Here is a 16,242-nt window from a genome sequence, read left to right as displayed (position 1 = left end):
ATTTTAGAGTAAAGGAAATATATGAATGTAAATTATAAATTGAATACTACTTTTTTTTCAAAAGAATTGTTTGGTTTTTGGTTGTATTTAATGAGTGATTGTATTATTTTTTTTACGTTGTTTTCTGTTTATTTTATTTTAAAAAATAATATTTCGCATGGTCCTTCAGGTAATGATATTTTTCAATATACTGTGATTATAAAAGAAACTTTTTTGCTTTTGTTTAGTTCTTTTTCTTGTAGTTTATCATTATTTAAATTTAAACAAGGAGACAAATTTAAAACTATTTTTTGGTTATTGTTTACGTTTTTATTAGGTTCTGGATTTTTTTTGTTGGAAATATTTGAATTTTTTAATTTAATTTCTAAAGGATATGGTCCATCTTGTAGTGGATTTTTATCATCTTTGTTTGCTTTAATATCTATGCATGGATTTCATGTGTTTTTAGGGTTGTTATGGATTTTGGTGATAATACGAGATATTTTTATATTTAGTATATCTAATATAGTTTATCGTCGTATATTGTGTTTGAATTTGTTTTGGCATTTTTTAGATATAGTATGGGTTTTTTTATTTTCTATTGTATATTTATTTGGAGTGACATAAGTAAACAATGTTTAAATTAAAATCTTCATCTTTTTTAGAAAATAAATATGTTATTTATTTTTTAGTGTTGATTTCTTTAAGTTTGTTAAGTATTTTTCCTTTTTTTATAGTTATAAATAAAATTTTTTCTAAGATGTATAATGATTTTTTTGTTCTTTTTTGTTTATTTTGTCAGATTTTAATTCAGTTAAAATTTTTTCTTCATGTTGATTTTTCAATTAAAAATAGATTGAATTTATTTTTTTTTATTTTTGTTTTTTTTGTAGGAATAGTTATATTATTCGGTTCTGTTTGGATAATGCAAAATTTGAATCATAATGTTTTTTGTATGATATAGTTATGATATTTTATTTTTTTGAATTATTAAAACCAAAAATAATTTTGGCAAATTGGGTGTCTTTATGCTCTGGATATTTTTTAGGATCCAGGGGTAATTTAAATTTTAAATTGTTTTTTTTTAATTCGTTATGTTTATTTTTAGTAGTTGCTTCTTCATGCATTCTTAATAATGTTATTGATCGAAAAATAGATAAATTTATGTTGCGAACTCAACATAGAATATTAGTTGAATATACAAAATATTGTAATTCAGTTATTATTTTTTCTATAATTATGTTTTCATTAGGTATTTGTGTTTGTATTACATTTATAAACATATTATGTTGTATTTTGTATATTATAGGATGGTTTGTATATGTATTTATATACAGTTTTCTGTTAAAAAAAAAATCAGCTTTTTCTGTAGTTGTAGGTAGTATTTCTGGTGCTTTACCTCCTATAATTGGTTATTGTTCAGTTATTAATAATTTAGATGTTTGTGTATTATATTTATTTCTTATGTTTGCTTTTTGGCAAATACCTCATTCTTATTCTTTATGTATATTTTATTTAGAAGATTATAGAATGGCTAATATACCGATTTTTCCAATTATTTATGGGTTGAAAATTACTCAGTATAATATAGTAATTACTATTATTTTGTTTTTTATTTTTTCTTGTGGTTTATTTATATTAAATTTTTTAGGTTATAAATATTTTATAGTTTTATTTGTGTTGTGTTCGGTATGGTTATATTATTCGTGTTTGAAATTAACACATGATAATAGTAAATTATGGGCTAAAAAGGTATTTCAGTGGTCTATTATTGTAGTTTTTTTATTGGATGTTTTTATTTCTTTTGATTATATTGTGTAGTAAAAAATAATATTTTCATTTTGTTATACTACGTAGATTATTGTTAAAAAAAATTATATACAATTATTAGAAGTTGGAATTCCTGCTATTTTATTAGCTTTTTTGATAGAATTATTTGGAAATAATTTTAATATATATCTACTAGAATATTTTTTTGTAAATTTTTGTTTTTTTTCTAATAGTTTAATTAAAATTCTCATAGATGGTGCTAAATTAAATTTTAAATAAAAATCTCTCAGAATATAAATTATTTCCCAGTGATTTTTTGTCATTTTTATAAATTCTTTTTTTGCAATATCTTGTGCTATTTTTTTATTCCAGTTATTTATAAAATTCATAGTTTGTTGTTTTTTTTAGTTATAGTTTTTTTGCAAAATTTTTATAATAAAATGAAAATATTTTAGTTTATTATATTTAATATATTAAATTTTTCAATAGGAAATACAGTATAAAATGTTTATTGCTAAATTAAATATATGTGAAATTAAAGTTATAGTAGGAGTTTGTTTAATTCTTTTTTTAAGAATATTTGCAATGTTTATGGTTGTTCCTTCTTTAAGTACATGCGGGTTGATTTTAAAAAATAGTAATATGTTTTTAATTGGAATAGCTATTGGAATTTATGGTATTTTTCAATTTATTTTTCAAATTCCTTGTGGATGGTTATCGGATAAATTTGGTCGGAAAAAAATTATAATTCTAGGATTAATTGTATTTTTATTGGGAAATATCTTATGTTGGTTTTCTGATTCTATTTTTGGAATTATTGTAGGTCGAGGTTTACAGGGGTCAGCAGCTATTTCTTCTGTTTGTATGGCTTTGTTATCTGATTCAGTAATATCTTCTTTAAATAGAATAAAAATTATGGGAATTTTAGGGATATTTTTTGGAATTAGTTTTTTTTTAGCAATGATATTAGGTCCTATTATTATTAATTTATTTGGTTTTTATTATTTATTTTTTATTAATTCATGTTTATCTATATTTTGTATTTTTATTTCTATATTTTTTATTCCAGAATTTTCTATTAATAATAATAAACATGTTATAAATTTTAAATTAGAATTACAAAACATTTTTAAAATTCTTAAAAATGTACAATTATTTCAGATAAATTTAAGTATATTTTTTATTCATTTTTTATTAATTTTAAATTTTATTACTATTCCTGTAATATTTAAAAATGTTTATGGATATTTTGGATATAGTTTAAACATATTTTATATATTAATATTTATAATATCATTTTTAGTTGTTTTTTTAGCAATGATGTTTATTAAAACTGCTTATTTTTATAATATGAATACTATAATTATATCTACAATGATGTTTCTTTTATGTTACATACTTTTACTATTTTACAAAACTAGTATTTTATTATTAATGTTTTCTTTACAGATATTTTTTATAGTATTTGTATTGTTAGAAACTATACTTCCTATATTAGTCGGAAAGTTTTCTCTTGTGAATTATAAAGGTACGTCTATGGCTATATATTCTACGAGTCAATTTTTAGGTTCTGCGTTAGGAGGAATATTAGGAGGGTTTTTATTTGATTATTTAAATTTTTTTGAAATATCTTGTTTTGAATTAATATTGATAGTTTTTTGGTTTTTAATTAGTATATTTTTTAAATTTAAAAATTTTTTAATAATTTAGTTGATATTTTATAATATTAGTTTTATCAAAAAAATTTTTTTAAACAAAATATTTTTTTAAAAATATGGGTTATTTTTTATTAAGAGAATGTTGATTTCATATTCTTTATGACTTAGATGTGTGTATAGAATTAATATTTTAATTTTATTAAAATATATAATAAATACAAATAATTTTTAATTTATTTTTAAATTTAAAAATTTAATGTGTATATTGCTTATAAATAGTTAATAGAATGATTAAAATTTATTTTTTTTATGTATTTTGAATTTATAAGAAGCTTTATCTAATACACCATTAATAAATTTATGGCTATCTTTTGCTCCAAATAATTTTGCTAATTCAATGCTCTCATTTATAGTTACTTTATAGGGAATATCTTTTCTTTTTTCTAATTCAAAAAAGGATATTCTGAGTATTGCTTTTTCAATTTGACCAAGTTCGTTGATGGTTCTTGATAGATATGGCTCCATTAATTTATCTAAAATTTTTATATTTTCAAAAACTCCAATAATGATTTCTGTAAAGTATATATAATCAACTTCTTTGTTTTTTTTTTGATTTTTAAATTCTTGTAAAATATCATGTATGTTGTTTTTAGAAATTTGCCATGAATATAATACTTGAACTGCATATTCTCTTGCTTTTCTTCTTGTTTTAGGTTGCATATAATTTAAAATATCCTATAATTTTTCTATAATTAATTATTTAAAATTTTCATTTTTTAAAAATTATATAAATTGATTTAGAAATAATCAATTAGTCTTTTTATTATTAAAATTTTTATTTAAATATGTGTATTTATTTTCTTGATGTGAATGCATTTGAGTTAATGTTAATTTTAAATCTGTGCCTATTTTAATAATTTCATTAAACTTAAATTTTGGTGCATGAGATAATATTTTATAGTTCTTTAAAAAAAATAACGGATACGCGCAATGCCCTAGTAATTTAGGTGCAATATATATAATTAATTCATTTATTAGATTTAGTTTTAAAAATTCACTAGAAAGTGTTGGTCCTGCTTCTATTAATATATTGTTAATTTCTTTTTTTCCTAGTATATATATTAATTTTTTAAGATTTATTTTTTTATTTTGTTTATCTAAAATTATTTGTTCAACATTTTTAGGCCAAATTTTTTTATCGTGAATTAATCGTATTAATAATATTTTTCCTGGTTGTTGGATACATTTATGTAATGGTAATACTCTATTTTTGCTATCAATTATTACTCTAATAGGTTGTTTATAGTAATTTTCATTTTTTTTTTCTATTTTTGATGTAGATAATTTTTTAGTTTTGATGTTTTTATTGGTGTTTCGTATAGTAAGCAATGGATTATCAGCAAGTATAGTACTACTACTGCTAATGATAGCATCTGTTTTTTTTCTAAGATATTGTACGTCTTTTCTAGCTTCAGTTGAGGTGATCCATTTACTTTTTCCATTTTGTAATGCTGTACGTCCATCTAGAGAACTTGCTAGTTTTAGTTGTATCCATGGTTTTCCTGTTTTCATTCTTTGAAAAAATCCTTGATTTATTTGTATAGATTCTTTAAGTAGAATTCCTACTTTTACCAATACTCCATTTTTTTTTAACCATTGGATTCCTTTTCCAGAAACTTTTGGATTAGGGTCTAATGTAGCTATTACTACTTTATAAATTCCACAAGTTGTTAATGCAATACAACATGGAGGTGTTTTGCCAAAATGGCTACAAGGTTCTAAAGTTATGTATGCAGTTGCCCCTTGAGCTTTTATGCCAGCTTTTTTTATAGCATGTATTTCTGCATGATGCATACCTGTTTTTTTATGCCAACCACTACCAACGATGGTATTTTTATTAACAATAACACATCCTACATTAGGATTAGGAGATGTAGTTAATATTCCTTTTTTTGCTAGTTTTATAGCTTTTTGCATATAAAATATATCTTTATTTACAGTAGATTGATAATAATTTTTTTTTATTGATAAAATTTTGTTCATATTTTTTTTTAATTTACAAAATTTTTAAATGATTATTTATCATCACATATTTTTTATATTATTAAAAGTTTAATTTATTTTTAAGTACAACTTAGTATTTTGGTATAGTTTAATTATATTTTTTAAAACTTTTTTATTAACAATTGTCAATTGTTTTTTTATTAAAAATTGATAGTTGTTATTTTGAATAATGTTGTTTTTTTATGTTTTTAATAACATCAATCATTTCTAGTGCTGCTAGTGCTGACTCTATTCCTTTATTTCCTAATTTGAGTCCTGATCTTTCTACTGCTTGTTCAATATTATTTGCAGTAATTATTCCAAGAGAAATAGGTATGTTAGTTTTTATGCTAATTTTTAATAGTTCTGAAATGATCGTATTAGAGATATATGAATAATGTGATGTTTTTCCTTTTATGATTGTTCCTAAAGTAATAATAGCATGATGTTGTTTTTTGTTGGCAATAATATTAGAAATGGTGGGTATTTCATATGCTCCTGGTACGTATATTATAGATATATTTTTTAAGGTAATTTTTCCTATTCTTTGTAGTGTATCTAAGGCTCCATTTAATAAATTTGTGTTGATAGAATAATTAAATCTACTAATAATTATAGCAATTTTTGTTTCATTTTTAGTTATCATAGTTTTTTTATTGTTAATAATTTTTTTATTTTGTTAATATGATTGAATTTATTTTAAATAGAGTAACTTTATTATTATTTTAATATCCAAATAGATCCGTAGTGATTATAAAATCCTGCTTTTATTCCTGATAATTCACCAATTCCTTGATAGATATCTAATTTTTGATTTTTAATAGCAGCACCTGTATCTAGTGCTATTAGTAATCTTATTTCGCAATTTTTGTATTTTCCATTTTTATCTAGTACAGGAAATTTTGATAAAATTATACTACCAGGAGGAATGATTGTTTTATCGGAAGCTACTGCTGTTTTAGGAATTAATGGTACGCATAGTGCTCCTGTTATGATCCTTTTTTTTCTTGGTTTAAAAAATACGAATGATTTGTTGGTTTCTAGCACGCTTTTTATTTTATAAATAGGTGTTCTTTTACTCCAATTTAAAATAGTTAGTAATGATACATTTTTTTTTTTTATTATTTTGGTATGAATTAAAGTTTTTCCAATACTAGTATATGGCCAGTGATTTTTTCCAGAATAACTGAATAATACTAGAGGTTTTTTATTTTTAAAATTTACTAATCCACTACCTTGTATGTCCATAAAAAAGTTTTGTATTAGAGAATTGCTATATGCAAGGATGTATTTTTTATTTAAGATCCCTTGATAAATTTTTTTTCTGGTAGGTAAAATAGAATGTTTTACTAGGTTGTATGGTATTGAATAAATTGGATATAGAAAATTTTTATCAGGTATTTTTTTAGCATTAATTATAGGAGTATAATAACTTGTAAATTTTATGTTATTTTTTTTATAGACGTTTTTTAAAGTATATAATTTAATGTTAAGTTTTTTTAATTCTTTGATGCTTCCATTATTTTGTAACCATTTTTTTATTATTGTATATATATAAAGGTTTTTTTTATATAATCTTGGAGAATACTGTTGTATTTTTTGTATTTGAATAATTGATTCTTTTGTATTAATAATTTTTAAGTTATTTGGTAAATTAATATTTTTAATAGAACTTATGACATATTTATTTTTTATATTAAAATTTTCATGAGTGATTCCACTATTTAAAATTGTATTTATGAATATTATTATTGCTGTTATAATAGATTTTTTATGCATGTTTATTTTTAGAATATTAAATATTATTAAAAAAAGATTGATTTTGGTAATAAAATAGACTAATATCTAATTTTACAAAGAAAGCGGGGTGGAGCAGTTTGGTAGCTCGTCGGGCTCATAACCCGAAGGTCGTTGGTTCAAATCCAACTCCCGCAACCACAAAGATATTATCATGTTTTATTTTTAAATTAAAATTAAAAATATTTTAAGATATTGATATTCCACTATATCTTTTTATTTTTTTATTAATGGATTCTATAAATATTTTTTCTTTAGAATATATTGTTAATTTTTTCTTTGATCTAGTGATAGCAGTATAAATTAATTCTTTTGTTAATATAGGAATGTTTTTTGGTGGTAATAATAGAGTTACATTAAAAAATTCTGAACCTTGAGATTTATGTACTGTCATTGCCCAATTTGTTTGGTGTTTTGGAATTAAATTTATTGGAATAGAGGTATTTTTTTTTGTATTTTTACTTAAAAAAAACACAGCTAACTTGTTTTGTTTATTTAGGAGTGTTATTCCTAGTTCACCATTATATAGATTCATTTTTGTGTCATTTTTTAAAATAATTATAGGTTTTCCGAAATACCATGTGGTTTGATTAATATTTATAGTTTTTTTAATCCATCCTAATTGTTTCATTTTTTCTTCTATAGCTAAATTTAATCCTTCTACTCCAAATAATCCTTTTTTGAGAATACATAATAATTTACAATTGTTAAAAATATTTATTATTTTTTTTAATGATTTTTTTTTTTTAAGATTAACCAATATTTTTTATAAATCTTTGCTAGTTGAGATATTATTTTTTTATATTCTAAATTATGAAATATATTTTTAAATTTTATATCTTGATAAGTATTATTATATAATATTTTTTTGTTGTTTATACTATTTTTTTTTAATATATTTGAAAAATTTAAAATATCTGAGTTTAAATTGCATCTATAGTTTTTTTTTAACATTATAATTTTGTCATTTATATTAGAAAATTTGTAATTTTTTATAGTTTTTATGATTTTTTGTTTATTTAAGAGAGTTTCAAGAAAATGCGTCATATTTTTGCTAAATCCTTCTCGATAGTAACTACATATATCTTTTAGGATATGACCTCCTGATATTGAAGGTAATTGATTGTGATCTCCAATAAAAATTACTTTTAAAGTGATTGGTATGTTATCAATGAGTTTTTCCATAATTTCTATATCTATCATTGATGCTTCATCTATTATTAATAGATCTATATTAGATAAATCAATTTTAGTGTTTGTAATTTTGATTTTATTTTCGTATTTAATATTTAGTAATTTGTGTAAAGTTGTTGCTTTATAGTCAGGAATGTTTATTTTTTCGTTAGTAATATTAAATTTTTTAATATTTTTATTAATTGATTCAGTTAAATTATTTGAAGCTTTACCTGTTAATGCTGTTAATTTTATTTTGACGTTTCTTGAAAATAATTTAATAAATATTAGTATTATTTTAGATATTATTGTAGTTTTACCAGTTCCAGGGCCTCCTATAATAAATATTATGTTACTAATCATAGATAAAGTTATAGCTATTTTTTGGGTTAAGTCAGTATCTTCTTTTAGTGAGTTTTTTAATAATTTTTTAATTATGTTTGTGTTATTTGTTTGAATATTTTGATTTTGGTTAATAAATTTCCAAATTTTTTTTTCAGCTAACCATAGTTTGTATGTATAAAAGTTTTTATTATTAAATATTAATGGTGTTTTTTTTAGTCCATTACTGATGATATGAGAATCTTTCAGTAATTCATTTATCCAAAAATTTTTATTTATTTGTATTAAACTCCATAATTTATTGATTAAGTTTATTTTATTTGTAAGAAAAACTTTTTTTTGTTCAATTAAAACAGAAGGAAGACATATATGTCCATTGTGTATAAAATGATTAATACATAAAGCTAAAAATTTTATTTTTAATGTTTGATTATTAAATAAAATTGTTGAAAAGTAAAAATCTGATGATGTTATTATTTTGTATTTAATCATTGTTTTTAATATATGTGTTATTTTCATAAATGTTATTTTTAATTTATTTTTTTTTAAAAAATATTTTCTAATTGTTTTATTATATTTATATTTGGTAATGTATAGAAAATTCCATTTTTAGATTTATTCTCATTTATTGCTCTTAAAAATAGGATATATATTCCTCCAAAATGTTTTGAAAAATTATAATTTTTTACTTTTTGTGTTAAATATCTATTCAATGCTAGGCTATATAATTGATATTGAAAATCGTAATGATATTGTTTGATTATTTGATGAATAGTATTTTTAGAATAGTCTTGATTTGAAGAACCTAACCAATTTGTTTTATAATCAAGTAAAAAATATTTTCCTTTCCAAAAAAAGATTAAGTCAATTATTCCTGTTAATATTCCTTGAATTGGATAAAATTTTGTATTATCTAATATATGTATATTATTTTTTTTAATATTTAAAATTTGTATTAGTTGTGTTTTAGTTATTTTTTTTATTGGTAGTGAAAATTTTAGTTCTTTTATATATTTTTTTGAGTTTAGTTCGCATAGTTTTAGATTAGAAGATTCATTTAAGGTAGTACAGAATATTGTATTAATCCAAACTTGTAATTTTTTAATCCACTTTGTATCAAGATTATATTTTATTAATTCATTAAATAACCATTTAGATTCAATATTTTTATTGAATGGTGTATTTTTTAGTATTCTGTGGATTAAAATTCCATATTTTTTTCCCTTAGGAAAAGTGTGAGATGAAAATATTGTATCTTTATTTAAGTTATCATCATTAATTTTTGTAAGAGTTTGTTTGTATGTTTCACTTGATATTTCATTTATTAATAAATGTTTATTTTTTATTATTTCTGAATAACTAGTAAATCTATAGTTATAATTTAATTTTTTAGTTATTTTTTCATGGAGTAAATTTTTTTTAATAATTGGTTGAGTTATGGTGTTTTTTGGTTTTATGTCTACATTAAAAATCTTAGATGATATTTTTATGTTTTTGTTTTTAGAAAGAAAAGATAGCTTTTTGTATAAATAGTTTTCAGAATTATTAATTTTTCCAGATTGGATAATATATCTTAGAGCACTAGTTGATTGATAGATGCTTTCTTGTTGTTTTTTTTGTATTTTTTTTTTAATTGGAGAAATTCCTATACTACAATGTACACTAGATCTAGTTAGTGCTACATATAATAATCTTATTTCTTCTGAAAATTTATGTTTTTCTATTTTAAGAAATTTATTTTGGCTTGTATTGATTATTTTTTTAGGATATTGTGAGTTAATATTAATTTTTTCAGATAAAATTGTAGTATTTTTAAATAGTGTAGATAAAAAAGGAATTACAGTTATAGGATATTCAAGACCTTTCGACTTGTGTATAGTTGTGATTTTTATATTATGTTTTAGGTTATTGTTTTTTTTTATATATTTATTTTTTGTTTCATTTTCATTTTGAGCAATTTTATTTTCTAACCATCGTATTAAGAGATATTTATTTTTTAGTACGAGATATTTTTTTTCAAGTATGTGTCCTATGTTTATTATATTTGCATAGTTACATTGAATAGTATATTCAGATTTATTTAGTATAGATGAATTAGTATTATTATTAATTAATGTTTTAAGTACATTTAATATACCTTGTGTGTTCCAAATATTTAAATATCTATTAAATTCTTGTAATAATTTTAACCAATATTTTGGATTATTATCAATAGAAAGAATTTGCTTAGTATTTTTAAAAATAATATCGGTAGACATAGCTCGTTTTAAATAATATTCATCTTTAGGATTTAAAATTGCTTGTAATATCCATGATATTTCTGTAGCTTCGTGACTATTAAAAATATTTTTTTTTGAAGATAGATATTCTGATTTTATATCTAATTTTTTAAGTTCGTTAGTGATTATACTAGCTTCTAATTTATTTCGAACTATTATAGTTATATCTTGTTCAGTCACATTATGAGTATCATTATGTGTAGTAAGAGTTGCATTTCCTTTTTTTCCATTAGATAACCAAAAAAATATATATTTTGAAACAGTTTTAGAGATCCATTTTTGATATTCTTGATTTGTCATGTTTTTTTTATTTAAAATAAATTGTAATGCAGGATAAATTTTTTCATTAATTTGAAATTTAATTGAGTTTTGAGTACTAGAATGTATAACTGGATAAAATGGAATTTCTTTTATTAAAAAAGGATTGTTTGATTGTAAAAATAATGTATTAATGCTATCTATCATTTCTGGAGATGATCTCCAGTTAATATTTAGATAGTATTGTTGTTTTATTTTTGATTTTATTTTTAAGTAAAAACAAATATCTGTATCTCTAAAACTGTAAATTGATTGTTTAGGATCACCAATTAAAATTAGTAAATTTTTTTTATTTGTGTAAATTTTTTTAAAAATGTTATATTGTTGATTATTAGTATCTTGAAATTCATCAATTAATACAGCTGGATATTTTAATAGTAATTTTTTTGATATGTTTAGGTAGTTTTTTTTTAATATATTATTTGATAATTCAATTAAATCGTTGTATTCAAAGTATTTATTTTTTTTTTTTTCTTTTAAAAATATATTTTTTATTTCTAAACATGCATCTAAAAGAAAAAATTTTTTTAAAGAAAAATTTGTATTTAGAAAATTTTCTATTATTTCAAAAATTAATTCATTGGAAGATTGATTAGAAATACTATTTTGGATTAATGTACTTTTTTTAAAGTAATTTAATTCTTTTGGTACAAAAAAATTTTCTGTTTTTTGTGCATTAGCCCATATATTAATGTTTTTTATCCATTTTTTTAAATTTTTTTTAGTATAGATGTGTTTATTAATGTTAGTTTTTATGATTGATGTATAGATAATATTTTTATAATATAACCATTCTTTTTTAAATATAATTATTTTATCTATTATTTCACGATAGTGTTGGATAATATTTTTTTTTCTTTTTTTTAATAATTCTTTTGTTGACGATATATTTTGTAAGGTAGAAAAAATTTTTTGTAAAAGAGATATTGCGTTGTTAAAGTATGTTAATAAAATGGTAGTAATTTCTTTGGGTAAAAAAATAAAATAGTATTTCCAAAACTTTATACTAGATTTGAGATATAGTGAATATGTATTTTCTAATAATTTACCGTTAAGTATTTTTTCTGAAGAAAATTGATTAAATTTTATTATTTTATAGCAGAAACTATGTATAGTATATATTGATTGTTCATGCATAGAATATTCTGCTTGTGTTAATATATTAATAGCTTGAGAAAAATTAGTAATTTTAGATAATAATTTAGTGAATGTTTTATCATTACTATATTTATTTATGCATGCTTTTTTTAGGGTTTTTATATTTTTATTTATTCTTGATTTCAGTTCTTGTATGGCATGCTCTGTGAAAGTTACTACTAAGATTTCTTTTACTAAAAGTTTCTTAGAATTTTTAGCGTTATTGGTAATACCCAGTAATAAACGTAGGTATATAATTGCTAGTGAAAATGTTTTTCCAGTTCCTGCAGAAGATTCGATTAATATTTTTCCAAATAAGGGAAAATTTATTATATCAATAAGTTTAGATTTTATTTTTTCCATTTTTTTTTTAAAAGTGTTATTTATATAATATAAATATAATTTTATTTTTTTAATTATATTTAGAGTATGATATATTTTTTAATATTGGCATTATCCATTTTTTAGCGGTTTTACAAATATTAAATATATTTTTTTGATTTAATTCTGTAATAATTTTACGCACATATAAGTTTTTTTTTTCACCTTGAAACCAGTTATTTCCATTCCATGTTTCACAAATAATTTTATTGTTAATTAAAATGTTTTGTTTATTTGTATTTTTTTTTTTATTTATATGAGTATAATTTTTTTTTATCCAATTAATTCCTGAATTTGTTAAATATATTGGTTTTTTCATACCTTGAAAATATCCATATATATATTTTTGTAGATATTTTTCAGATTGAGTTTTTTTTAGTTTAGAAAATTTTATTATTTTATTGTCAAGTCCTATGAGAAGAGTGTTTTTATTTTCATATAATGAACAGTATATTAGATGTTTTAACCATACTGATATAATATCTTCAAATCTAGTAGTATTTGCTGTCCAATATAATAATCCTTCTGTACTATTTATATTTTTTAATGTTCCTATAAGTTTATATTTTTTATTAATAATAATATTAAAATCAATTGTTTTTAATGTTTTTTTTATTCTTAGAATTTTTTTAAATAATGGTGTTATTAATTGTATTTTTTTTTCCCAAAATATTTCTCCGATATTATTATTTGGTATTATGCCGATATTTTGGTAATATTTAAATAATTTACTAGTTTTTTTTTTATTTATAAGAAAATTTAAGATATTTTTGTTGATTTCATATTGATGAGATTTTATATAAGGAGAGTGATATTGTAGTTCTGTTTGTTTATAGATATGATTTAACTTTACATTGAGTCTTTTATTGAAAAATGTTTGGATTGGATTTTTCCAAAATGAAATTAATGTATTTTTATTTATAGTAGTGTTTTTTATTGATGATAAATTGTATATGAATTTTTTGTTAACGTTAGGAATATCAGTTATGAATGTAAGACGTATGTTATTTAATGTAGGATAATGAGTTTTTTTTAAAAGTATTTTTTTATTGTATGAATCTTGGGTATGAATATGATAAATATGAGATTTGATATTTTCAAAAGATTTTTCTTGATTATGTTTTTTTATAATAAAAAATTTTTTAGTTATGTATTCTAATAATACTTTTATGATAAAAGAAGGATCATTTGATTTGTTTTTATCTTGAGAATTTTGATTATAACTAATGTAAAAAAATTTTTTTGATGATAGTAGTGTTTTTAGAAATAAATGTAGATATTTTTTTTCATATGATGGATCGCATATTCTGGGATGAATATTTATGAGGTTATATATTTCTAACGAATTATATTTTTCAGAAGTGAAAGAATCGTCCATTCCTAATATATAAATTACTTTAAATGGAATATTTATAAGAGAAAAATTATGTGAAAAAGTTATTTTCCCAGAAAATAAATTATTTACATTAGCAGTATACGTATACATGTGTGTTATTTCATTTTTAAATAAATTTATAGAGATTTTTTTTGGATATTTTTCTTTAATTCCACCATTTATTATTTTTTTCAGTTTTTTTATTATAAATTTTAATTCTGAGTTTTCTTGTTGTTCTTGAGTAAAGAAATCATTAAAAAAGTATTTGAATGTAATTTTCCATTTTGATAAAAATTTTGGTTTAGATAATATTTTTTTCCATTTATCAAGAAAAAATATTAATGATATTAGTTTATTAAAAATTTCGTAATAAGATGTGTTTATTTCATCAAATGCGATAATTTTATTCCAAGATTCATAGTCTTGCTTATTTATTACTTTACCTAGAAATATTCTTTTTATTCCGTGTTCCCAATATTTTATTGTATATTCAGAAAATGAATAATTTGATAAAATATTATCATTTTCCCATTTTAGTTTGGTTTTATTAATTATTTCTAACAGTATAGATATTTCTTTATCATGTAGTTTTGTTTTTTTTAAATAATGTAAAATGTTTAAAAAATCAGTAACATGATTAATATCGATTGGAATATTGGGTAAATTAATTAATTGTAAAAAAATATTAAACAGTATTGAATTTTTAGGTGTGTTATGAGTAATACAAAAAGGAATATAATTTTTAGGTATAACTGAAGTGAATATATAATTTATATAAGGAACATATTTATCTAAATTTTTGCTAATTACAAGTATATCTTGAAATAAAATATTACGATTTTTATTTAAAATATTGAGTAAATTATCATGTAAAATTTCTATTTCTTTAATTATATTGTAGCAAGCATGTATAGAAAAAGAATTATCTTTGTTAGAAATTAAAACTTTTTTATGTTGTTTTTGATTTTTGATTTTAAAACAACAGTTATGTTTTAATATTTTTTTCTTTAACATGCTTAACAAGCATGGTGATTTCTGTTTAGATATTAAATTAATAGATTTATCTTTTATAAATTTTAATAATAATATTTTTTCATATTCATATATATTCCAAAATGATTGTGAAGTGAAATTTTTTTCATTTATGTCAGATATTATTTTGTTAAATAAAGTATTATTTTTTTTGGAATAAAAAAAAGATAATAGAGTATGTTTTTTGATTTCTTGTTGTATTTTTTTGTAATTTAATTCTGTATTAAAAAATATTTTTTTTTCTTCGTATTTAGGAGTAACATAAAAAAAATATACAAAGCAATGTTTACTAATAGATTTTAGTAATAGCATATAAGCTAAGTTTATTGGTTTTGTTTCAAATATGAAAATTCTAGTAGGTAAAAAATTTCTGTTAAAAAATTTTTTTTGTATTTTTTTTATAGTAGTGAATAATAAATTTGAAAAATGCCATGTTTTTTTTTTTGTTTTTGTGTATTTGATAATTTTTTGCCAAATAATTTGTTGCCAATATTTTTTTAAATTTTTTTTTTCAGTTTTATTTTTTGTCCATGCATTTATTTTATCTGGACGATATATTAAATATGCTTGAAATAGGTTTGATATTAGAGATGCTATATAAAAAATATTATTTTGATCATTTGTTTTTAAAATGATTTGTTGAATAAGATTAATTATGTCTGGATTATTTATAATTTTCCATGTTATTGATGATTGACTAAATTCTAGTTGAGAGTTATTGTTAGGAATAATATTATTAAATATTTTAAAAATAAAATTTTTTAGTTTTAAAAATTTTATATTACAGGTGATTTTATATGTATTTGCTATAAATACTTTTATCCATTGTTTTGTATCTTTGTTTGAAACAATAAATATTTCTTGATTTAGTGGATTTGATAATGGTTTATTTAAAATAATATCGTATGCTTTTTTGATCAGTAAATCAAATTCGATAGATTTATATAAAATGAACATG

The 16,242-nt window shown here is 20.1% G+C and carries 13 protein-coding genes and 1 tRNA gene; 5 read left to right on the top strand and 9 right to left on the bottom strand.

Annotated features, from left to right (window positions below):
- Nucleotides 1–21: 21 nt before the first annotated feature.
- Genes UAR70_02045 through cyoE form a run of 3 tightly spaced genes read left to right on the top strand, consistent with a single transcriptional unit; the run spans nucleotide 22 to nucleotide 1,800 of the window.
- Nucleotides 22–606, top strand: a complete 585-nt coding sequence (locus tag UAR70_02045) for a cytochrome c oxidase subunit 3 (protein ID XBC39640.1) — start codon at nucleotides 22–24, stop codon at nucleotides 604–606.
- Between the two features lie 7 nt (nucleotides 607–613).
- Nucleotides 614–943: a cytochrome C oxidase subunit IV family protein gene (locus UAR70_02040; protein XBC39639.1), complete on the top strand. Its 330-nt coding sequence runs from the start codon at nucleotides 614–616 to the stop codon at nucleotides 941–943.
- 2 nt (nucleotides 944–945) lie between these two features.
- Nucleotides 946–1,800, top strand: a complete 855-nt coding sequence (cyoE, locus tag UAR70_02035; protein ID XBC39638.1) for a heme o synthase — start codon at nucleotides 946–948, stop codon at nucleotides 1,798–1,800.
- A 53-nt stretch (nucleotides 1,801–1,853) separates the two neighbouring features.
- Here the strand turns inward: cyoE and UAR70_02030 are convergent, their stop codons facing one another.
- Entirely contained in the window at nucleotides 1,854–2,138 is a 285-nt protein-coding gene (locus UAR70_02030; protein ID XBC39637.1) for a TusE/DsrC/DsvC family sulfur relay protein, read from the bottom strand.
- Nucleotides 2,139–2,253: 115 nt separating this feature from the next.
- On the opposite strand from UAR70_02030, the gene UAR70_02025 reads away from it, so the two are divergent.
- Nucleotides 2,254–3,459, top strand: a complete 1,206-nt coding sequence (locus UAR70_02025) for an MFS transporter (protein XBC39636.1) — start codon at nucleotides 2,254–2,256, stop codon at nucleotides 3,457–3,459.
- A 239-nt stretch (nucleotides 3,460–3,698) separates the two neighbouring features.
- Here the strand turns inward: UAR70_02025 and nusB are convergent, their stop codons facing one another.
- The 4 genes from nusB to mltA form a co-directional block, all read right to left on the bottom strand.
- On the bottom strand, nucleotides 3,699–4,127 hold the full coding sequence (nusB, locus tag UAR70_02020) for a transcription antitermination factor NusB (GenBank protein XBC39635.1): 429 nt from the start codon (nucleotides 4,125–4,127) through the stop codon (nucleotides 3,699–3,701).
- Between the two features lie 87 nt (nucleotides 4,128–4,214).
- Nucleotides 4,215–5,450 (bottom strand): bifunctional diaminohydroxyphosphoribosylaminopyrimidine deaminase/5-amino-6-(5-phosphoribosylamino)uracil reductase RibD, encoded by a 1,236-nt coding sequence (gene ribD, locus UAR70_02015; protein ID XBC39634.1) that lies wholly within the window; start codon nucleotides 5,448–5,450, stop codon nucleotides 4,215–4,217.
- A gap of 178 nt (nucleotides 5,451–5,628) precedes the next feature.
- On the bottom strand, nucleotides 5,629–6,114 hold the full coding sequence (gene ribH, locus UAR70_02010) for a 6,7-dimethyl-8-ribityllumazine synthase (protein XBC39994.1): 486 nt from the start codon (nucleotides 6,112–6,114) through the stop codon (nucleotides 5,629–5,631).
- A 56-nt stretch (nucleotides 6,115–6,170) separates the two neighbouring features.
- On the bottom strand, nucleotides 6,171–7,229 hold the full coding sequence (gene mltA / locus UAR70_02005) for a murein transglycosylase A (GenBank protein ID XBC39633.1): 1,059 nt from the start codon (nucleotides 7,227–7,229) through the stop codon (nucleotides 6,171–6,173).
- Between the two features lie 82 nt (nucleotides 7,230–7,311).
- Between mltA and UAR70_02000 the strand changes: the two genes are divergently transcribed.
- Nucleotides 7,312–7,388 (top strand) — tRNA-Met (locus tag UAR70_02000).
- Nucleotides 7,389–7,434: 46 nt separating this feature from the next.
- Here UAR70_02000 and UAR70_01995 read toward each other — a convergent pair.
- The 4 genes from UAR70_01995 to UAR70_01980 are packed head-to-tail and all read right to left on the bottom strand — an operon-like array spanning nucleotide 7,435 to nucleotide 16,241.
- Nucleotides 7,435–8,007: an ATP-binding domain-containing protein gene (locus UAR70_01995; protein XBC39632.1), complete on the bottom strand. Its 573-nt coding sequence runs from the start codon at nucleotides 8,005–8,007 to the stop codon at nucleotides 7,435–7,437.
- Complete coding sequence (locus UAR70_01990) at nucleotides 7,977–9,254, bottom strand: AAA family ATPase (GenBank protein ID XBC39631.1); 1,278 nt, start codon at nucleotides 9,252–9,254, stop codon at nucleotides 7,977–7,979. Before UAR70_01990 ends, UAR70_01995 begins: the two co-directional genes overlap by 31 nt.
- Before the next feature lie 53 nt (nucleotides 9,255–9,307).
- Complete coding sequence (gene recB / locus UAR70_01985; GenBank protein ID XBC39630.1) at nucleotides 9,308–12,859, bottom strand: exodeoxyribonuclease V subunit beta; 3,552 nt, start codon at nucleotides 12,857–12,859, stop codon at nucleotides 9,308–9,310.
- Nucleotides 12,860–12,908: 49 nt separating this feature from the next.
- Nucleotides 12,909–16,241, bottom strand: coding sequence for an exodeoxyribonuclease V subunit gamma (locus UAR70_01980; protein XBC39629.1), 3,333 nt, complete (start codon nucleotides 16,239–16,241; stop codon nucleotides 12,909–12,911).
- Nucleotide 16,242: the final 1 nt, after the last annotated feature.

Origin of the sequence: Buchnera aphidicola (Chaetogeoica yunlongensis) (assembly GCA_039829965.1) — a bacterium.
GTDB classification, from domain to species: Bacteria; Pseudomonadota; Gammaproteobacteria; order Enterobacterales; family Enterobacteriaceae; genus Buchnera_B; species Buchnera_B aphidicola_BA.
This window is presented reverse-complemented; position numbering and strand designations above follow the sequence as displayed.